This window comes from Caballeronia sp. dw_19 (assembly GCF_018449515.1).
Classification (GTDB): Bacteria; Pseudomonadota; Gammaproteobacteria; order Burkholderiales; family Burkholderiaceae; genus Caballeronia.
Map to the genome: position 1 here is coordinate 345,910 of NZ_JAAVUQ010000006.1, position 21,133 is coordinate 367,042.

Here is a 21,133-nt window from a genome sequence, read left to right on the forward strand (position 1 = left end):
GGTTCATATAAGGAGCCGCCGGATGTCAAACGTTCCAAGCGAAGTCGACGCGTTGCCCGTTTCACGGACTGCTCAGGCAAAAGGGTCCGTAACGTCCCGTACCCCTCGCGCCCCCCGCGCCCTATTACTCAGCGACGCGTTGCTCGCGCGCATCGGCGAACGCGCCGCCGGCTATGACCGAGAAAACCACTTCTTCACCGAAGACCTCGACGACCTGCAACGCGCCGGCTTTCTCCACGCCGCCGTTCCTGTTTCATTGGGTGGGCTCGGCCTCACGCTACCGGAGTTGCTGCGAGAACAAGTCCGCCTCGCTTATCGCGCGCCGGCGACCGCCCTCGCGTTGAACATGCATCAATACTGGATCGGTGCCGCGCTTCATCTGTTACGCAAGGGCGATACCTCCGCGCAATGGATACTCGAAGAAGCCAGCGCCGGCAAGGTGTTCGCCGCCGGACATGGCGAACCCGGCAACGACCTGGGCCTGGCTCATTCCTTCGTCACGGCGACGCCGCTACCCGACGGGAGTTATCGTTTCAACGGCCACAAGGTCATGACCTCGCTTGCACCGGCATGGGACTGGCTCGGCGTGCATGGCCTGGATGACTCCGATCCGGCGCACCCGAAGATCGTGCATGCGTTTATCCGGCGCGAATCGCCGGGGCATCGCACGGTCCAGACCTGGGACGCGCTTGGGTTGCGTGCCACGCGCAGCGACGATACCTATCTTGAAGGGGCCATTGCAGCGCGGGAACACGTAACGCGCGTGCTGCCCGCCGGCATACCCAACGATCCGTTCGTGGATGGCATCCTGGGCGCCGTGCTGCCCGGGCTCGGCGCGGTGTATTACGGCATCGCGAAGCGTGCGTTCGACCTGGCCGTAGGCGAAGCGCGCAACCGCAAGTCGGCGGCACTGCACGGGCAGACCTACGCGCATAAGCCGTTCACGCAAGCTGCGGTGGCAGAAGCTGCGATCGAGCTCGACAGTATCGAAGCGTTGATCGAGCGCGTGGCGGCACAGTGGTGGGAGGGTTATGCCGAGGATGAACTCTGGATCGCGAAATTACTGGCAGCAAAACAGCATGCCGTGGACGGCGCGCTGCGGGTGGTGAACCTGTCGCTGGGCATAGCGGGCGCCGCGTCTTTGTCGCGTCGGAACGAACTCGAGCGCTTGTATCGCGATGTCCGCGCGGGCGCGTTTCATCCGCCGAATGCCGACGCCTCGCATGAGGTCATCGGCCGCGCGTATCTCGGCGTGCTCGATGAGCTTTAACGAAGCAGGACCCTGCCGCCCATGTCAGATCGCCGAGCGCTCAAGCATAAAATTCTGAAACTGAATCAGCGTCGGATCGGATGAGCGGTGGGGATTGAGGCGAATAACAAACTGCCACGACCCCGGTAATTCATGCTCCGGAAACAGGCGAACCAGACGGCCGTGGGCCAAGTCAAAATCGATCAGCGGTGAACGGCCCAGCGCAACACCCTTTCCCGCAATCGCAGCGCCGATGATCGGGCTGAAACTGCTCAACCGGACCAGGTTCTGCTCCGGAAGCGCTCCCGCGCCGAGCAGCGCAAACCACGTCTGCCAGTCTATTTCACGACTCGATGCGTGGTGTTCCTCCTGCAGCAGCCGATGCTCGGTCAGTGTCTGCGCCGTAGCGGTCCGTGGGTCCATCAACAGCGGGCTGCACACGGGGAACACGGTCTCCCGGACCAGCGCCCGATCGCCCGGGTGCGGGTCCGGCTCATCGCCTGACGAGCTTGTCAACGGCACGCGCAGAATCGCGATATCGATAGTGTCATTCTGCCAGTCGGGCTCGTCGTCAAACACCCTCAGGTTCACCGCAATCTCCGGATAGCGCGTCGAGAATTCAACTACGTGAGGCGCAAGCCACAGCGATGAAAACGGCGCATTGGCGGAGACCGTCAACGTGCGGCGACGCTTGCGCCGCCGCATGGTCAACCGCTCGCAGGCTTCGCCCAGCGGAATCAGGCTGGCTTCAATAGCCGCCAGCAACTCCTGCCCGGCGGACGTGGGTTGCGCGCGTGAAGTCGTACCGCCACGGTGCATCAACGTTGTACCCAGTGCGGATTCCAGCGCGCGCAATTGATGACTGATGGCGCTCTTGGTAACGTTGAGCTCTTCCGCCGCGCGGCTCAGGCTGCCAAGTCTGGCCACGGCTTCGAACGCCTTCAGGGCGGCTAACGGTGGAATAGGCGGAATGTGCGGAGAGGGTCTTGGCATGATGGGTAAAGTTTAGCTCAACCCCGGTTGAGAAAGCATCGCTCGCGCGCAGCGCAGGTCCATGCCACGATGATCCAATACCTTGAGGAGTCACCCTGATGTATTTCGATCTTCGCCTTTGGCAACTGACTAAAGGACTACGTGGGCACATGGTGCTCAGCATCGTCGTCGGACTGCTGGCCCTGCTGGCCGGAATCGCACGCTTTGTGTTTCTCGGCCAGTTGCTCGCACTGGTCTTGCGAGGCAGTCAGTGGCAATCGTGGGTAGCGCCCTCGGTCGCCGTGGCGGCGGCTATCGTGCTGCGTGCGTTGCTGGATCACTGGCGCGCGGGCATCGCCTGTCGCACCGCAGCACGAGCCCAGGAAACCCTGCGTGGCCGGTTGTACGACCGCATCGTGGCGCTTGGGCCGGCCTGGTTCGCCGAACAACGTACGGGCGGCGTGATGTTGTCGGTCATCGACGGCGTCGAGCAGTTGCAGACCTTCTTTGGGCAATATCTGCCGCAACTGGCCGTGGCCCTCTGTGCGCCGTTTGCCATCTTCGGTTTCATCGCGTTCTGGGACCTGCCCGTGGCCACCGTGCTCCTGGTCGCGGCCCTGGTGGCGTTGTTCGGACCGATCGCCGTGCATATGCATGAACGCCGCACCAGCCTCTCGCGCGCCCAGGCATTCAAGGAGTTCGGTGAAACATTTCTCGACGCAGTCCAGGGCCTGCCGACGCTCAAAGCGTTCGGGCAAAGCCGCGTATGGGGCGAACGCCTCGCCGCGCAGGCGCGCGCTGTCTCCGACAACACCTTCTGGGTGCTCGCGGCGGGCCTTCTTACACGCGGCATCGTCGATCTTGGAGCCGCTCTGGGCGCCGCGCTGGCGCTCGTTCTTGGCGCGTGGCGCGTGACCCACGGGGAGATGGGCCTGACCACGCTCCTGATCGTCCTGATGGCGGGTACGGAGATTTTCCGGCCGCTGCGCGACCTTCGTAGCGTCTTGCACCAGGGCATGCTCGGGCAGGCCGCGACGGCGGGCATTCGCTCGCTGCTCGAAGCGAGCCCGCCCATGCCGGAAGCCGGCACGGACCCGTTGCGCGACGCCCCGGCGTCTCTCGATTTCGACGATGTACGCTTCGCCTATGCCGGCGGTCGGGGACTCGCGCACCGCGGGCTGACGTTCTCGGTGGCGGCGGGCGAGCGCATCGGCATCGTGGGGCCGAGCGGCGCAGGCAAGTCGTCGATCGTGCGCCTGCTTTTGCGCCAGTACGCTCCGCAGGTCGGTAGTATCCGCATTGCGGGACAAGACGTGCGTACGCTGGACCCCGACGGACTGCGCGCGAAGATTGCGGTGGTCGCGCAGGACACCATGCTGTTCGCGGGTACCGTCGACGAAAACCTTCGGCTCGGGTGCCCGGACGCCACCGCTGATGAAGTGGAAGCGGCCGCGCGGGCAGCTTACGCTCACGACTTTATCGCGAACCTGCCTGACGGATATCAGACCTCTATCGGCGAACGCGGTGTTCAGCTTTCGGGCGGCCAGCGCCAACGGCTTGCCATTGCCCGGGCGCTGCTACGCGATGCTCCGATTCTCATATTGGATGAAGCGCTCTCGGCCGTCGATGCGGAAAACGAGGCGCTGATTCAACGGGCGCTGGATCGTCTGATGCAAGGCCGTACCACGCTGATTCTCGCGCATCGGCTGTCGAGCGTGATCGACGCTGATCGTATCCTCGTGCTGGACGATGGCCTTGTCGCGGAGAGCGGTACGCATGACGAACTAATGAAGAGAAGCGGGCTCTATCATCGGTTGATGGGGGCTCAAGCGACGCCTCACAATGTATCTGCATTGCGCTCCGATGCCGCTGCACCCGGTCCTCAGGCAGGCGCGCCCGGAACAAAAACCGCGCTAATAAGCGAGACGGAAAAAGACTCCGTGCAAGGTCCGCGCGAGCTCGATGCTGATGCGAAGACCCTGGATTGGAAGGCGACCCTGGCGTCCCTGGTCGCAGCGATCCACCCGTGGCAAGTACGATTGGTGCTGACCATTCTATTGGGTGTCGGGCGAGTGACGGCCTTCATCGGCGTCGGTGTGCTGGGCGCATGGCTGGTCGCCGCACTGCGCGCCGGCAGCCCGCATCAGACGATCGAGGTGTGGCTGTTGCTCGTTGCCCCGCTGGCGGCCATTCTTCACTGGCTTGAATCCTGGCTCGCGCACGACATGGCGTACCGGCTGCTCGCGGATCTGCGAATACGCCTGTTCGCCCAACTTGACCGCCTCGCGCCGGGCTACCTGCTCCGCCGTCGCTCCGGTGACCTCGTCACGTTGGCCACGCAAGACGTTGAGACCATCGAATATTTCTATGCGCATACGGTCGCCCCGGCGATCGTCGCAGTGCTGGTCCCGGCCGCGGTGATAGCCGTCCTCGCGCTGGCAGCCTGGCCGCTTGCGCTCGCACTGCTGCCGTTCCTCGCATACGCGATGCTCTCGCCAGTGCGCGGACGCAGCCGTATCGATGTGCTGGGCAGCAAGGCGCGGGAATCCTTGGGCCTGCTCGGCGCGCATATGACCGAGACCATCCAGGGTTTGTCCGATCTGCTCGCGTTCCAGGCGACCGGGCGCCGGCGGGAAGCGTTCATGACGCTGGCGCGCGAATACAGCGTGACCCGGCTCGCGTTGCTGGCGGATCTGGCTCGACAAACCGCGCTACTGGATGTCGTAACCGGCCTCGGCGGATTGGCAATCGCGGTAGGGGGCGCGTTTCTGGTCTCGGCCGGGCAACTTTCCGCAGCCTGGCTGCCGATGCTGATCCTGCTCGCCGTAGCGGCCTTCATGCCCGTGGCGGAGATCGCGCAAGTGGGCAGGCAACTAGCCGATACGATCGCGTCGGCACGGCGGTTAAGGGTCGTGCATGACGAGCCCGTTCAGGTACTCGACGGAGACCTCGACTTGCATGTAGCGCCGGGTGGTTCGGAGGTTCGCTTTGAAGACGCGCGTTTCGCCTACGCCGAGCGCACGCAATCCGTATTGGCCGGCGTGTCTTTCTGCGTGCGCGCCGGCTCTACCGCGGCGCTTGTGGGGGCCTCAGGCGCCGGCAAGAGCACCATTGCAAATCTGCTGTTGCGGTTCTGGGACCCGGATACAGGTTCGGTGCAAGTGGATGGTGTCGACTTGCGGCGCTTGCGGCTCGACTCGCTACGCGCTCACGTTGCCCTCGTGTCACAGGACACGTATCTGTTCAACGACACGCTTGAGGCCAACATCCGTCTCGCCCGGCCCGACGCCAGCGAGGAAGCGCTGCGACTCGCGTTGGCGCAAGCGTCGCTCGGCGACTTCGTGGCAACGTTGCCGGAAGGACTCGCCACACGAGTCGGTGAACGTGGCGTGCAGTTGTCGGGAGGCCAGCGTCAGCGTGTTGCCATCGCGCGCGCTTTTCTCAAGGATGCACCGGTACTGGTTCTGGATGAAGCAACGTCACATCTGGACGCCATCAGCGAAGCACAGGTACACGCGGCGCTGAAAACCCTGATGGCCAACCGCACGACTTTGATCATCGCGCATCGTCTCGCGACCGTACGCGAGGCCGATCTGATCATCGTGCTGGACCGGGGCTCGGTCATTGAAGTGGGACCCCATGCGCAACTGCTCGCCAACAACTCGATCTATGCGCAACTGGTCAACCGGCAACAGGTTGGCAACGGCTTGCAGCAGTCCGCGTGAGGCGATTGGTCCTGGGCGCCACGGCTGCTTATAGAGATATGCGAACGCTGGCCAACGCTGCCGGCTGCCTCCCGGTGCGTCAATGAACCTTGGGGAAACCGTGGCGCTCGGCGAGCAGATCGAGGATGCGACGGGTATCGGTCACGAAGCGTTTGTCGCCGAGCGTCTGTGCGTCGGCGGGCACCGGATGCTCATCTCCGAGAATCAGCACGGGCAAGCTCTGATGGTCCTCGTCGAGCGCAGCGACGACCGCCTCGCGGGGGCGCGCAAACGGCAGGCGATGAATATCGACGCGTGAGGTTTTCGACGGATCGCTGGCCAGCAGGCCCTCGATAGGTGCGCCGTCCGGGCAGATGAAACGCTCACCAGGATATTTCGGATCGGTGAAACCGGGTTCCAGCAGCAATAAAAGGTCTTGGCTCACGATGTGACAATCCTCGAAGAAGAAAGACGAATCGAACGACTCCGCTCCATTGGAGCGGAGTCGTTGTGAATAAATCGATAACTCGAACCACTGCAGGCCGATGCAAGTGAACCGACGGCGTTTCTCACACCCCGAAACCTCTAGAACACGCGGCCTTCGGTCAGATGCGTGGTATCGCCGTTCAATTGATAACCGCCGATTACCCGCGCCTTGTGCAACAACGGGTTGTGGCTGAAAATCGTGCGCAGGTTGCGCCAGTGACGATCGAAATTGTGCACGCGCGACGTGGCGGACGCGCCGCCCGCCTCGAACAAACGTTCTCCCGCATGCAACGCCAGCTTGCTCACCACCAACTGTGTCTTGGCCGTAGCCAGCGCGCCCTCCAACACCCATGCTTCGGCATCGTCAGCCTGAGCGCGAATGGCGTTCGCCGACCGGTCCAGTACGCGCGCATTCTGCTGCACCAACGCATCGATCGCATGACTGTGCGCCGCAAGATCGCCCACCACCTGTTGAATGAAATGATCCTCGCGCGCCGATGCCGCCGGACTATGAAGCACCGGCCGTCCATGCTTGAGCACGTAGTTTTCAGCATCTGCAAGAACGTTGCGGACTATGCCGGCGGCAACCGCGACCAAGTGGAGTTGCCGCAGTGCCCCGCCATGCCGCCCTGCCAGGGTCGCATTGCCGCGCGGCGCGACTTCGCTCGCGAAGACCTGCACGTTGTCGAGAACCAGACTGCCACTGGCGGTCATCCGCTGACCCATGCCGTCCCAGTCATCCAGTATCTGGATGCCCTCTCGAGTCACAGGAACGACGGCAACCACGGTGTTGCCGGTTTCATCCTGCACGTTGATGCGCGCATAGTCGGAAAATGCCGTTCCGGTCGAGTAGTATTTCTTCCCTGTCACGCGGTAGTTCTCGCCGTCGCGTCGTAATATCGTGCCGATTTCACCCGGCCTCGATGTGCCGCGCTCGGTTGAAGCGCCCCCAAATATTGCTCCCTCCAGCAAGCGCTGGATCTGCGTGTCGTTGAACGCTGAACGCGGCGACAGAAGCAGCGACTCGGTCAGGTCGAAATGGATGCGCAACGCATGGGCTACGTTCGATTCCTCGGCAGCAAGGGTCGCGATTACATGAAAGAGGTCTTCCAGCGAGCCGCCCAGTCCGCCCCATTCGACCGGGAGTCTCAGCAAGCCCAGGCCGGACTTGCGAAACAGCGCGAAACCATCGAACGGCAATTCGCGCCTTGCCTCGCGCGCTGCCGCGTCCTCGCCTATTTCATGTGCCAACGCCGGCAGTGCGGCTAACGCGGCATGCAGTCGCGACGTTGCGGGGACTTCAGAGGGTGCATTCATAGTTTTTAATCCTTCTGGTAACTTACCGGGCTTACAACGCGCAGTCGGCAAGGCGTCACCTGAACTGTTATCCCGAGAGTGGATCGCACTGTGACAGCGCAATAATGTAGTCGTCGGTTCACTGCGTCGCTCTATCGATTTCAGCTTTGCATATGCATTGTTCTGTGAAGACCAGCGTGATCGAGGATTGCGCCGAATCGCCCGCAGTCACCCAGCGTCCGGCCAATTTAGATGGAGGTGTCGCGCCTTACGCCCTTGATGCCGTCGACGCTGAACGCCTTTGGGGTATTTCCCGACACTCATTGACTGAGCGACCCTTAAAATAAAATCGACCACGGGTATCGCCTTCCTCGATCTCCAGGTGAATTCTCAGTCGGCCGACGTGTCCTCAAAACAAAGGAAACTATCTGATGTTCAGTGCAAAGTTCAGACGACTATTCATGCTGGCCATCGCGACCGCCATCGGCACATCGGCGGTAGTTGCTGCGCCGCTGCCCGTCATAGGCGACGGCGGTGTCCCCGCGTTCTACACCTGGACGGAGCAAGTGCCGCCAACGCCCGGGCAAATGCTGCGCACCGGGCAGTTGACGCCGCAGCAAAGCCTCACCGAAGCCGGCCAGAATATCCGGATCCTGTACACGTCAACCGATGGTCTCGACAACCGCACCCCGGTTGTCGTATCCGGTGTGCTGTTTGTGCCGAAGGGGACGCCGCCGCAAGGCGGCTGGCCACTGATGGCGTGGGCGCACGGCACTGTCGGCAGCGCCGACGTGTGTGCGCCGTCGTTTGCTGGCCGCAGCGAACGTGACACGCGCTACCTGGATTACTGGCTCGCGCAGGGATACGCAATCGTCGCGACGGACTATCAAGGTCTAGGTACACCCGGCCTGCATCCGTACGGGCTCACACGCCCTCTCGCGTACGGCGTGCTCGACAGCATCCGCGCGGTTATCGGTGGCGGCTTCGACCTGTCGGCGCGGGTGGTTGTATTCGGGCAGTCGCAAGGTGGTCGCGCCGCGTTCGCGACGGCCGTCTATGCAAAGACCTATGCGCCCGAGCTGAACATTGTCGGCGTGGTAGCGACCGGCACGCCGTACGCGGCGGCCCATGAGCACGCGGATGACACGGAGCTGGCGAACGCACGCAAGTCAGTTGTCCCGACCTTCGCGTACGATATGCTGCGACTCAGCACCGCAACGCTGCTCGATCCGTCGTTCGTACCCGCCGACTACCTGAACGACCGCGCGATGCCGGCGTTCGAAACCAGTCAGCGAGCATGCTTGCACGCAATTGAGCAGAGGATCGTGGCAGACGGGCTCACGTTCGACAGCAGCTTCAAGCGCTCGCCGAAGCCGGCGCTCGCTGCGATCAACCGCGAAGCGGCGTACCCGACGCTGAAGTCGGACATCCCGATCTTTATCGGAACGGGCGGAAAGGATCGCGATGTGTTTGTGCCCGGCCAGGTCGCGCTCGTCACCAACGCATGCGAGGTTGGCGACAGAATCGAATGGCATGTATATCCGGGGCTTGACCATTCCGGAACCGTCAACGGCTCGCGTCCCGATTCCACGCAGTTTGTCGCAAGGGCATTTGCGGGCGAGCATATTATCGGCAATTGCGAATCCTTACCCAAGCTTTAGCGGGATTCATTCCTGGAGGGAGGCCCTATCGCTAACCGATGATGGCTTTCCAGCGTCACCACGGATGCCTGTTCACAGGCCTTGCTTCGTCAACAAAGCCGTTCGTCTTCGCGTCCCAGGCATAGCCGAGCGCCATACTGCGACAAAGCCCTGACCTGCATCAACTGCGCACAAACCGCGACAGCAATGGAAGCGGGCGCCTTATCGACGATCCCCTCCACGCCGATCGGACAGGTCATCTCCGTCAATCGCCCGGGGTCCACACCCCTGTCAACCAATCGCCGCTCGAATTTCACGCGTTTCGTCTTCGATCCAATCATGCCGAAGTAAGCGAAATCGTTTCGCCGCATGATTCGGAACGCTAACGAAAAATCCAGCGAGTGGTCATGCGTCATCACCAGAAAGCAGGCGCCGGCCGGCGCCGAATCGACAATCGCATCCGGCGTATCAGTCGCTTCGATCTGCACGTTGCCGGGCACTTCGTCGGGAAAAAGTTCGTCGCGTGCATCGACCCACTGGACCACGCAAGGCAGCATGCCCAGCAAGGTAACGAGTGCATGCCCGACGTGCCCCGCGCCAAACAGGACGATATGCGTCGGCGGCGAAGCCGGTGGCGTCGACAACCCGCGACGACGTCCGATAACAACAGATTCCTGGAGCATTTCCATAGCAAGCCTCGAATCAACGAGCTGCAGCCGCAGCCACTGCAGCGCGAACGGCGCCCACTGCTTTCAAGATTTCTTCGCTGGTCGCGGGTGCATTCAGCGGCGGATTCACGGTGTTATTGCCTACACTCGCCACTGCATCGCGGATCGCGAAGAACACTGAAAACGGCAGCAACAAGGGCGGTTCGCCGACAGCCTTCGACCGATGAATGCTGTCCTCCGCATTGCGGTTCTTGAACAACCGGACGTCGAACACAGGCGGGCAATCATTGACAGTCGGGATCTTGTAGGTCGATGGCGCATGGGTCATCAGCTTGCCGCCCGCGTTCCACCACAGTTCCTCGGTCGTCAGCCAGCCCATTCCCTGGATGAAACCGCCTTCGACCTGCCCCACATCCAAAGCCGGATTGAGCGACGCGCCCACGTCGTGCAATGCGTCAGCGCGCAGCACGCGCATTTCGCCGGTCAGCGTGTCGATCACGACTTCGGAAACCGCCGCGCCATAAGAGTAGTAAGAGAACGGCCGACCCTGCATCTTCGCCTGGTCCCAGTAGAGCTTAGGAGTCTTGTAGAAACCATCGGACCACAACTGCACCCGCGCGCGGTACGCCTGCATGATCACTTCGTCGAAAGGGATCGCCTTGTCGCCGACCACAATCCGGTCGTCGACAAAACGCACGTCGTGCGCATCGACCTGCCCCTCGCCATAGTGTTCAGCGGCCAGCGCGGCAAGCCGTTCGCGCAATTGCCGGGCGGCGTCCTGCGCCGCCTTGCCGTTCAGATCGCTGCCGGTCGACGCCGCGGTCGCCGACGTGTTCGCGACCTTGCTCGTGTCGGTCGCTGTGACCCGGACACGGTTGAAACGGATGCCGAGCTCATGCGCGACTACCTGCGCGACCTTCGTATTGAGCCCCTGGCCCATCTCCGTGCCGCCGTGATTCACGAGCACCGAGCCGTCGGTATAAATGTGCACCAGCGCACCGGCCTGGTTGAAGTGAGTCACGTTGAACGCAATGCCGAACTTCACCGGCGTCAGCGCGAGCCCCTTTTTCAGCACATCGTTGTTCGCGTTGAATTCGCGCACAGCCTCGCGGCGAGCGCGGTAATTGCTGGTCGCTTCGAGCTCGTCGAGCAATTCGTGGATCACGTTGTCTTCGACCGCCTGCCCGTACGGCGTCACGTTGTGCTCGGCCTTGCCGTACAAATTTCGGCGGCGCACATCGAGCGAATCGAGCCCCACCGAACGCGCGATGTTGTCGACAATGTATTCGATCGCAAACGCGCCCTGCGGTCCGCCAAAGCCGCGAAACGCCGTGTTCGACTGCGTGTTGGTCTTGCCGCAAAACCCGTCGATAGACACATGCGGCAGCCAGTACGCATTGTCGAAATGGCACAGCGCGCGGGTCATCACCGGGCCCGAAAGGTCGGCCGAAAAACCGCAACGCGACGTCATGTCGACGGTCACGCCATCGATCAGGCCGCTGTCGTCATAGCCGACTTCGTACGTGTAGTGAAAATCGTGCCGCTTGCCGGTGACCATCATGTCGTCGTCGCGATCCGGACGCAGTTTCACGGGGCACAGAAGCTTCCATGCGGCAAGCGCCGCGCAGCACGCGAACAGTCCCGATTGCGACTCCTTGCCGCCAAATCCGCCACCCATCCGCCTGCATTCGACCAGCACGTTGTGCGACGCGACGTTGAGCATGTGCGCGACCATGTGCTGCATTTCCGACGGATGCTGCGTGGAGCACCACACGTGCATGCCATCGTCGTCCTTCGGCACTGCGTACGAAATCTGACCTTCCAGGTAAAACTGTTCCTGGCCGCCGAGCAGCATTTCACCGGTTTCCCGATGCGCGGCCCATGCGATCTTCGCACTGGCGTCGCCACGCGCGAGCTTCATTGGGGGCAGCACGTGCGCGTTGGCCGCGCGCGCCTGTTGCGCCGTGAGGATCGCCGGCAACTCTTCATACACGACCTCCGCCCGGCGCGCGGCGCGGCGGGCGATGTCGTGCGACATCGCGACGACAATGAACATCGGCTGACCGACGAACTGCACGATGCCATCGGCGAGAATGGGGTCGTCACCGTGGATGATGGGACCGACATCATTCGCGCCGGGGATGTCCTCGGCAGTGAGGACGGCGACCACGCCAGGCGTCGCCCGCACGGCGTCGAACGACATCGATACGATCCTTGCATGCGCCTTCGCCGACAAACCCAGGGCCGCGTGCAGCGTGCCGGCGACCACCGGTATGTCGTCGGTGTAGCTCGCTCGGCCGCTGACGTGCAGATGCGCGGATTCGTGCGGACGCGAAACGTGGACCTGCGCGAAGTCTGCTTCGAGGAGATCCTTTGCTTCCTTCATGTCCTTCAGGAACGGTTCGGCTTGCTGATTCATTCTGTTGTTCTCCGTGTCCTTTGAGGTTCAGGAAGCCGTCACTGCGCGTACGTCGAGCGCCGCTTTCGGCAACGGATTATTCGGACGTGTCTCGAGCCAGAATCGATGCAACGTGTTCTTCGCGGCTTCGAGCCGGTAGTCGCTCGACGCGCGCATGTCGGACAGCGGCGCGTAGTCCTTCGCGAGCGCGAGCATGGCTGCCTGCGCGGTGGCTTCGTGCCAGTCGGCATCGCGCAGCACGGCTTCTACATGCGTCGCGCGCTTGGGCGTTGCGGCCATTCCGCCGAACGCGATGCGTGGATCGCGAATCGTGTTGCCGTCGGCAATAAAAGAGAGCGCCGCGCATACCGCCGAGATATCCGAGTCGAAACGCTTCGACAACTTATAGGTGCGGAACTGCAGATTCACGCGCACGCCGGTGCGCGTCGGCACTTTCAACCCGAGGACAAATTCGTGCTCGGCCATGTCCTTCTTCTGATACGCAAGGTACAGGTCTTCGAGCGGCATCTCGCGCTCGATGTCGTTTCCGCGAACGATCACGTGTGCGCCGAGTGCGATCAGGCCCGGCATGGAGTCGCCAATCGGTGAACCGTTCGCGATGTTGCCGCCGAGCGTGCCGGCGTTGCGGATCGGCAGCGACGCGAAGCGCTTCCACATTTCCTTCAGTTCGGGATAGTGCTTCGCGAGTTCTTCGTAGGCCCGCTCCACGGTGACACCCGCGCCAATTTCGATCCAGTCATTCGACGTTTCGATCTTCTGCAGTGCGCCGATTCGCCCGACGTAGACGATATCGCCCAGATCGCGCATCAGTTTCGTGACCCACAGGCCGATGTCGGTGCTGCCGGAGAGAATGCGCGTCGATGGTTTCGCGGCCTTGATACGCGCGAGTTCATCGACGGTACGCGGCGCGTCGAAGCGCTGGCCCGCATGTTCGTAGCGGAACATGTCTTCGCGTTCGAGCGTAGCGAGCGTGCGGGACAACGCGGCGAGATTGACCGGCGCTTTGGGCGCGGGGACTTCGAACATCCGTACCGCTGCATCGACGATAGGCCGGTAGCCGGTACAGCGGCACAGGTTGCCGGTCAACGCGTCGGATATATCGGCGCGTGACGGTACGGTTTTGTGCGCGCACGAATGCTCGTGGCCGTGCTTTTCGTACAACGACCACATCGACATCACGAAACCGGGCGTGCAGAAGCCGCACTGGGAACCGTGGCATTCGACCATCGCTTGCTGCACCGGATGCAGCGAACCGTCGGGCTGACGCAGGTCTTCGACGGTGAATAGCGCTTTGCCGTCGAGCGTTGGCAGAAACTGAATGCACGCGTTGACCGCTTTGAACCTGACACCGCCCGCTTCGTCTCGTTCGCCGAGAACGACCGTGCACGCGCCGCAATCGCCTTCGGCGCAGCCTTCTTTCGTTCCAGTGCAGAGCGCGTCTTCGCGCAGGTACTGGAGGACGGTGCGCGTGACGGCTGCGTCGCTGACTTCGCGGATCGCGTTGCGGTGGTAAAAGCGGATGGGCTGGCTCATGTCTCGATGCTCGCGTTGGTTTGCGTTATTGCTCTGCAGGTAGGTGTAGCGTCCCGCGGCTTTTTTCCGGCTGGCCTGACCGCCGACGCAGTAACGGTTCGAAAAGTATCACTGTCAATATTTGGAACCCATAGCGGGGGAGATATGCGCGTCATATCGCTGCGGCGATAAGTCACGGGCTGTACGGAGGGTTGGGGGTATATCGATGCGTCTTTCTGGTCGACGGAAGCCGTCGGGATCTCGCGGTTCGCCCGATCGGCAAAGCTGTCGTGATGAATCCAGGGACGCATTTGGGCGCTGTCGTCGACATTCCGGCCACCTTGCCGCCCATGCCGTCATGGGCAACCACCGCTTTTGCTATATTCCCTGTTTTCTCTGGCAACCTTTAAATCATGCGAGTCGGCCGTCCGGTTCAAGCTCTGCCTCATCCGAATTGCGACTATTGCGGCGCAAAGGCGACGCTTGTGCGGCCCGGAGAGGCGGCTTACCCCTATCAGGACGGACACGGGCCGCTATGGCTATGCGCACCGTGCGAGGCCTGGATCGGGATATTCGCACGCAGTACTCGCAACCTCCCGCTCGGCCGGCTGGCGAATGCCGAATTGCGGGAATGGAAAGCGAAACTCCACGCCGCGCTGGAACCCATGGCTGAGGCAAAGGCCAGGCGCGACGGCGTGAGCATCTTCGAGGCAAGATCAAAGGGCTATAAGTGGCTGGCGGGGGAACTGAAGATAGAGCCGAAAGCCTGCAACATCAATTTGCTGGACCTTGAGCAATGCAAGGCGGCTGTCGGCGTAATCGAAGAATTCGAACAAAATCGCCGGACTGCCACCCCTTCAGAATAACCACGACCTGTACGTTAACCTGTGGACAACTCTCCTGACAACTCCATGGCCCGTACCCTACCGTTTAACCGCAGCGCGCAAGCAACGCGTGTCCGCTTGTCCAAAATGCAGCTTCTTCCGATGCCCAGGGCGGAGGCGGACACACTTTCATTGCACGCTCATTGCGCACTGCAGGCGCTGCGCGACGGCACCGGATGGATGGCCGGAACCCAATCCCTTGCAGAAGTCCTGATCCTGACGGCGTACGTCGCCGAGGCGGGATACGGGCACATCACCCGCGAGGCGTGGCTGCAGGGCGAGATAGCGATTAACGCCGCGTTTGCGCAAGGCCAGGCCACGGGCGTCTGGAAACTGGACGACGCAAGCTGTGAGCAGCTCGCCGGCATCGTGTGCGTGCACGATGCGCAACTCCACAACGCCCCATTGGGCGTACTCGCCGCGGCCAGCGAGCGGCTTGAGCGCCTTAAAGCTGGCGAAGCGGACCCGATGCCAAAACTAAAGAGGGCGTGAACGGAAAAATCTGTCTGGCCTTCCTGGACTCGCTCCGAATTTCCCTTGAAGCTGCCTACCGGATTCGCCGCGCCACCCATAAGCCAATTGCCTTGTCCGCACGAGCGGGTTTCCACGGTGTCAAAACTTCACAACACTGCATGCGTCATTCGTGAAATAAAGTGACATGGGTCATAGCAAAATGATTAAATTGATCCGGCTGCTCCCGATGTGACCGGACTTGCACCGCCTGCGGAGAGTCGTCTTGTTGTGCATTGGCATCTGTGAAGATCGGCAGAAGACGCGCCGGTCAAATCTAGCGAGAGCACTATGTCGCCTTGGTTAGCCGTCGCCTTAGGCGCTGGAGTTTTCAGCGCGGTCGTCAACGTGGCTTGCAATGCGGTTGCTCGCAAGCGCAACTCAGCGCGCAGCGCCACCGAGCGTGTCCATGCCGGTCGTCATACCGCATTGGCTACGGCCATCGTCCTCGAAGAGTTTGCCCACCGCTGTCAGGTGACCATCGATCGCGCAGAACGCAGAGACCTGTCAGAGCAGCGGCATGTGCAGTTGGGCGACATAGAGATACCGCCTTTTGCGTTTTCCAATGACATCCAGTGGCGCGATCTCGACGCCGGAAAGGCATCGTACCTTCGGGCCTTCAGCGCCGATCAAACGCATAACGCCGAGCGGATCCAGTCGAATGACCGATGCTCGAATGTTGACGAGTTCGCCGCCTACATCAAAGGGCATTGCGCTGAATTCGGGCGACGCGCATGGCTGATGGCAGTTGAATTGCGCGAAGAAAACGAATTGGGCGCGGTCAAGGATCACGACTACCTGATCGAGTTCGACGCAGCACTCAGCCGATACACGGCATGGGAACAGCGCCATAAAGTCCGCAACGAAAGAGCCCCCGCTGCTCCTTCGCACGTGACTCAAACTCCGCACCGTTCTGGAAACAGAGGAAGGGGACTCGCCGTGGGCGGCTCGGCGTAGGTCTATGTTTGTTGTTGGTGATCATGCCGTGTGCGGACTCCTACAGCCTGTAAGGACCTGTTTTCCGTATATTCTCACCGGTTGCCGTTCACTCCGCCCTCACCATATCGAAACGCACAACCGCATTGTTCCGAATTTTTGATTCGCATGCCAAATTAAACCGACGATGAATAACGTACGGCGGCAACCGATTGATTGCTGACGGCAAGACCATGACCTTGATAAGGCACCTTACATATTTCATCGCTTGATCTTACGCAAGCGCCCCGTTACCTGCTGGTTTGAACGGTCGCCCACCGAACGACGACCGCGAACGAAGGCCGCGTCAGAAACATAATTCGGCGCAGTATGGTTTCAAGCAAAAATGCGACAATCACGCATCATTCGTCTGAACCCACGAGTCCGATTACGGAACTGAAAGTATCTGGGGTGTCGTTAGTTTGCCGATCTTCCTGCGTACATGATTCCTCCTGAGTTCGCCGCACCCCTTCTTCGTCAAATAGAAAGCTGATTTCCGAAATGCATACACCCATGAAGCTTTCGCGTCGCGCAGTGCTTGGCCGCGGCCTCGCCGTTCCCTTAAGCCTGAGTCTGTCGCCATTTATGGCGCTCCGGTCTGAAATCGCTAACGCCGCCACATCCTCGCTAGCCATCGTGATGAATTCTGGCGAAGCCAGTGTCTCGGTCATCGACATGGTGTCGCACAAAGTGGTTCGTACCTTACCCACGCTGCGCGAGCCGAGTCACTGGGCACTTTCGCAGGACCGCAACAAACTCTATATAGCTGATGCAAGCGGCAATGCGTTATTCATTGTCGATCCGCATACCGGTACCGCGCTCGGTCACAAGGTCATTGCCGATCCTTACCAACTTGGCTTTACGCCGGATCATCGTTACCTCGTCGTTAACGCGCTTCGACTCGATTATGTCGATGTTTATCACGCTGACGACCTGAGCCTCGCCAAGCGTTTCTCACCCGGCTCCATGCCGAGCCATCTGGATTTCTCGCCGGACTCGCGGTGGAGCTTCAATTCCATGCAAGGGTCGGGAACACTTGTCTCGTTCGACCTGACCACCATGGCGATACGGTGGAAGTCGAAGGTGGGTTCAACCCCGGCCGGCGTGCTGTGGCATAACGGCAAGGTGCTTGTCTGCGTCATGGGTAGCGATCACGTGGCGGAGGTCGATCCGGTTACGGGTGACGTGCTGCGACGAGTCAAGACGGGAATTGGTCCGCACAATATCTTCCTCTCGCCGGACGGCAGCACGCTCTACGTGTCCAACCGTATCGGCGGCTCCCTGGTCGCCCTCGACCCCACCACCTTTGCGATACAACGCACGTATCCGTTCCACGCCGGCGGCCCGGACGACATTGGCATCGCACCGGATGGCAAGCTATGGGTTACGTTGCGCTTTCGTGAACAGGTCGCGGTGCTGGACCCAAAAAGCGGCGCTTACGAGACTATCGATGTGGGACGCTCGCCGCATGGCATTTTCCTTAGTTCAGAATTGAGCCGTAAGGGTCCAATCACCGCGGAAGCTTTGTAAAGAACGCCATGCTGATATTCCTCGACAGGTTGTTCAACGCTTTGGCCGGCGAGATCGATCAGTACCTCGTCCTGCCGCTGCTGTATCACTTCGGCTGGATGCAGTGGGAAGAGCTGTCTTTCGACTGGGTACTCGTGTGCGTGTATGGGATGTTCGCTGTCGTCGTCACCTATGCCGTGTGCTGGCCGCTGGAAGCACTTTTTCCGATCGAGCACTGGAAAGATCGAAAAACGGTGATGACAGACGCGTTCTATACGGTGCTCAATCGCGTCGGTGTATTGCCGGTCGTCAGCTTCCTGCTGTTCTATCAGGTGCAGGTGTGGGTCAACGGATTCGTGGTCGACCACGGCTATATCCCGCCAACGCTGGAGACTGTCGTACCGGCGCTGCTCGGACACCCGATCATCACGTTCTTCGCATACGCGCTGATTCTCGACTGCGCGGACTACTGGCGTCACCGCCTGTCGCACTCATGGCGCGGCTGGTACGCATTGCATGCGCTGCATCACGCGCAACGGCAGATGAGCTTCTGGTCCGACGACCGCAACCACCTGCTGGACGACCTTGTTGCGGCAATCTGGTTTGGCGTGGTCGGTCTGGCGATCGGCATTCCGCCGCTGCAATTTCCGCTGCTGTTCCTGTTCATGCGCTTCGTCGAAAGCCTGAGTCACGCCAATATCCGCATGTCCTTTGGCTGGCTTGGTGACAGGCTGCTTGTCTCGCCGCGCTTTCACCGCCTGCATCATGGACTGCGTGCGGCTGGCCGTAACTCCTGCAATTACGGCGCTGTTTTCCCGATCTGGGACATCGTGTTTCGCACGGCCGACTTCTCGGCGGAGTATCCCCCCACCGGAGACCGGCGCGCGCCTGAGTCGATGGCAAGCGGCGGTTACTTCGCTCAGCAACTGGGCGGTTTGCAGTTTTTCCTCGATGAAATCCGGCAGCCATCGAAAAAGGCGCGCCGCAGTTCTTGACGGCGTTGGCACGGCCGCGTGCGCAGCCCGGCATCTGATAACCGATGCCGGGCTGCGGGTACTACGACGAGCGCGACACCCGCGAACATTGCCCATACGCCACGCTTTCCCCCACCAGCAAGCCTCCCACTCACCTGCTAACATGCGGGTCGCTGAGGCGCAAACGCGAGCGCGTCAAGCCCCTCTTACCTATTCTGACCCGCCATGTCTCTGCTCAACCTGCTCGTCCCATGGGAACCTTCTTTCGGGCTCGTGGCAGTTTTCGCTATCACAGCCTTGCTGTATGCGCGAGGGTCGCGCCACGTTCGTATCAGCATTGCTCGGCGAATAGCGTTTTGGGTGGGTCTTGCGCTCTTCTATATAGCCCTTCACACGCGGCTCGACTACTACGCCGAGCACGAGTTCTTTGTACATCGGCTCCAGCATCTGGTGCTGCACCATCTTGCCCCGCTGATCCTGATGTCGTGTTATCCAGGCAGTACACTCCGGGCCGGCCTGCCGTTGCGCTGGCGCAGCGCGCTGCGGCGTTGGCAATACCGCAGGCCAGCGCGTGTACTCGCTGCTGTTGTGCTGAATCCGGCCTTCATCTCGGCGGCGTTCGTCATCTCGGTTGTCTTCTGGCTGATTCCATCCGTGCAGTTCGTCGCCATGCTGGACTGGCGCATCTACACGTTCATGAACTGGTCAGTCGCAGTGAGCGGGCTGCTGTATTGGTGGATGCTGCTCGATCATCGACCGCATCCGCCGAGTCGTACCCGGCCCGGCTTGCGAGTGCTGTCGCCGGTCATCACCATGACGCCTCAGATTCTGGTCGGCGCGATCATTACATTCTCGGCGCACGACCTCTATCCGGTCTTTACGCTTTGCGGCCGTGCGTTCACGTCGGTTCCGGCGACGCTCGACCAGAGCCTCGGCGGGCTCATCATGTGGGTGCCGGCCGGAGTGCTTGAGGCGATCGGCGCCATGATGGCCCTGCGCCATCTGATGCGTCTGTCCGAACTCCCCGCCCGTGTGCCACCCAAGCCGAGGCCTGCGAAACGGCGAGCGAAGCCAGCCCTGGGGAATTGACGGTATGGTGAGATCCGCCCAAGCATTCGGTTAGAAATCCGCGGCGGTATCGGCGAGCAAAACTACGCGGTCAACGCACGTTATTTTGGCTCTCGCATAACAACAGGTAATATCAACATTAGCAGTCCGGACGCAAGTTGCCATGCGAGCAACTCAAGCGGATCCCCGAAGAAAACTGGAAGCGTGAGAAATGAAAGGATACCGTCGCCTGATTCCTTCGCTAAACGCATTGGTCGACTTTGAAGCCGTTGCGCGGCTCAAGAGTTTCACGCTCGCAGCCGACGAACTCGGTGTCACGCAGGCCGCCGTCAGCCGGCAGATCCGCTTTCTGGAAGACGCCATGAAGCTGCAGTTGTTTCATCGGCTGCATCGCTCGATCGCGCTCACGAAAGAAGGCGAAGCCCTCTTTTTCGTCACATCGGAATCGCTCCAGAAGATCGCGGGCACCTTCGACAGTCTCAGCAGCAACACACGCGAGCAGGAGTTCGCCATCCTGGCGACCGCCGCGTTTTCACAATTCCGCATCTTGCCCAGGCTGCCGCTGCTCAAGCGCTCGCAGCCGCAACTCAAGCTACGCCTGACCACGCAGATGTTCACCGCGGACCTGCGTCATAACGAAGTGGATATTGCTATCCGCTATGGTTCGGGCAACTGGCGCGACGGTCACTCAACGCTGCTCTTCAATGAGGAGGTGGTGCCTGTCTGCTCGCCATCATGGCTCGAAGCACATGGCGAATTTCAGTCGCCGCATGACCTGAGCGATGCCCCGCTCATTGCCTACGACTCCACGTCGGAGGGCTGGATGGGCTGGGAAGACTGGTTCGACGCAGTGGGCATCGAGCGCAGCCGGCTGAATTATGTCCTGCGTTGCAGCCTGTACACCGATGCCATTCATGCCGCGTTGCAGGGCCAGGGCATCGTGCTCGGCTGGCGGCGGATGCTGGGCGACATGCTGACGTCGGGGCGCCTAGTGCCGCTCGGCGACGCGTGCGTGAAAATGACCGACGCGTATTACGCCGTCGTGCCGCACGGACACGCCGTCACGCCCGCGGTGGATGCCGTCATCGAATGGCTTCGTGAGGAACCGGCGGCGTGAATCGAGGGTGTTTCGGCTCCTCACCGCTGCCATTACTTATTGTTATGCGAGCGAGCAAATAAAGCGCATTGACGCTTCGAATTGGCCTGTCGATACTCCGTTCATCACGCGACTCATGTCGCGCCTGACAACGTAGGGAATCTGATAGGG

16 protein-coding genes are annotated in these 21,133 nt (G+C 61.2%); 10 read left to right on the plus strand and 6 right to left on the minus strand.

Annotated features, from left to right (window positions below; all coding sequences use genetic code 11):
* Positions 1 to 22: 22 nt before the first annotated feature.
* Positions 23 to 1,270 (plus strand): acyl-CoA dehydrogenase family protein, encoded by a 1,248-nt coding sequence (locus tag HB376_RS11715; protein WP_213763812.1) that lies wholly within the window; start codon positions 23 to 25, stop codon positions 1,268 to 1,270.
* 24 nt (positions 1,271 to 1,294) lie between these two features.
* On the opposite strand, the gene HB376_RS11720 is transcribed toward HB376_RS11715, so the two are convergent.
* Positions 1,295 to 2,242, minus strand: a complete 948-nt coding sequence (locus HB376_RS11720; protein ID WP_213763813.1) for a LysR substrate-binding domain-containing protein — start codon at positions 2,240 to 2,242, stop codon at positions 1,295 to 1,297.
* Between the two features lie 98 nt (positions 2,243 to 2,340).
* On the opposite strand from HB376_RS11720, the gene HB376_RS11725 reads away from it, so the two are divergent.
* Entirely contained in the window at positions 2,341 to 5,946 is a 3,606-nt protein-coding gene (locus HB376_RS11725) for an ABC transporter ATP-binding protein (protein ID WP_213763814.1), read from the plus strand.
* A 79-nt stretch (positions 5,947 to 6,025) separates the two neighbouring features.
* On the opposite strand, the gene HB376_RS11730 is transcribed toward HB376_RS11725, so the two are convergent.
* Entirely contained in the window at positions 6,026 to 6,370 is a 345-nt protein-coding gene (locus HB376_RS11730) for a DUF3088 family protein (RefSeq protein ID WP_213763815.1), read from the minus strand.
* A 140-nt stretch (positions 6,371 to 6,510) separates the two neighbouring features.
* A complete protein-coding gene (locus tag HB376_RS11735; RefSeq protein WP_213763816.1) occupies positions 6,511 to 7,728 on the minus strand; it encodes an acyl-CoA dehydrogenase family protein in 1,218 nt (405 codons plus the stop codon).
* 410 nt (positions 7,729 to 8,138) lie between these two features.
* Here HB376_RS11735 and HB376_RS11740 point away from each other — a divergent pair, with 410 nt between their 5' ends.
* Positions 8,139 to 9,368: a lipase family protein gene (locus HB376_RS11740; RefSeq protein WP_213763817.1), complete on the plus strand. Its 1,230-nt coding sequence runs from the start codon at positions 8,139 to 8,141 to the stop codon at positions 9,366 to 9,368.
* An 89-nt stretch (positions 9,369 to 9,457) separates the two neighbouring features.
* On the opposite strand, the gene xdhC is transcribed toward HB376_RS11740, so the two are convergent.
* From xdhC to xdhA, 3 genes are read right to left on the minus strand one after another with little or no spacing between them, the layout of a single operon-like run.
* A complete protein-coding gene (xdhC, locus tag HB376_RS11745) occupies positions 9,458 to 10,036 on the minus strand; it encodes a xanthine dehydrogenase accessory protein XdhC (protein ID WP_255631283.1) in 579 nt (192 codons plus the stop codon).
* 13 nt (positions 10,037 to 10,049) lie between these two features.
* Positions 10,050 to 12,434, minus strand: a complete 2,385-nt coding sequence (xdhB, locus tag HB376_RS11750; protein WP_213763818.1) for a xanthine dehydrogenase molybdopterin binding subunit — start codon at positions 12,432 to 12,434, stop codon at positions 10,050 to 10,052.
* Positions 12,435 to 12,461: 27 nt separating this feature from the next.
* The gene (gene xdhA, locus HB376_RS11755; RefSeq protein ID WP_213763819.1) at positions 12,462 to 13,967 is read right to left on the minus strand and encodes a xanthine dehydrogenase small subunit; all 1,506 of its coding nucleotides are present in this window, start codon (positions 13,965 to 13,967) and stop codon (positions 12,462 to 12,464) included.
* 392 nt (positions 13,968 to 14,359) lie between these two features.
* Between xdhA and HB376_RS11760 the strand changes: the two genes are divergently transcribed.
* From HB376_RS11760 to HB376_RS11790, 7 genes are all read left to right on the plus strand, one after another.
* Positions 14,360 to 14,812: a zinc-finger-containing protein gene (locus tag HB376_RS11760; RefSeq protein WP_213763820.1), complete on the plus strand. Its 453-nt coding sequence runs from the start codon at positions 14,360 to 14,362 to the stop codon at positions 14,810 to 14,812.
* Positions 14,813 to 14,857: 45 nt separating this feature from the next.
* Positions 14,858 to 15,322, plus strand: a complete 465-nt coding sequence (locus HB376_RS11765) for a hypothetical protein (RefSeq protein ID WP_213763821.1) — start codon at positions 14,858 to 14,860, stop codon at positions 15,320 to 15,322.
* Between the two features lie 366 nt (positions 15,323 to 15,688).
* Positions 15,689 to 16,297, plus strand: coding sequence for a hypothetical protein (locus HB376_RS11770; RefSeq protein ID WP_213763822.1), 609 nt, complete (start codon positions 15,689 to 15,691; stop codon positions 16,295 to 16,297).
* A 531-nt stretch (positions 16,298 to 16,828) separates the two neighbouring features.
* Positions 16,829 to 17,845, plus strand: coding sequence for a YncE family protein (locus HB376_RS11775; protein ID WP_255631284.1), 1,017 nt, complete (start codon positions 16,829 to 16,831; stop codon positions 17,843 to 17,845).
* Positions 17,846 to 17,853: 8 nt separating this feature from the next.
* On the plus strand, positions 17,854 to 18,819 hold the full coding sequence (locus HB376_RS11780; RefSeq protein ID WP_213763823.1) for a sterol desaturase family protein: 966 nt from the start codon (positions 17,854 to 17,856) through the stop codon (positions 18,817 to 18,819).
* Positions 18,820 to 19,023: 204 nt separating this feature from the next.
* Entirely contained in the window at positions 19,024 to 19,887 is an 864-nt protein-coding gene (locus HB376_RS11785; RefSeq protein WP_213763824.1) for a cytochrome c oxidase assembly protein, read from the plus strand.
* Between the two features lie 190 nt (positions 19,888 to 20,077).
* On the plus strand, positions 20,078 to 20,983 hold the full coding sequence (locus HB376_RS11790; protein ID WP_213763825.1) for a LysR substrate-binding domain-containing protein: 906 nt from the start codon (positions 20,078 to 20,080) through the stop codon (positions 20,981 to 20,983).
* Positions 20,984 to 21,133: the final 150 nt, after the last annotated feature.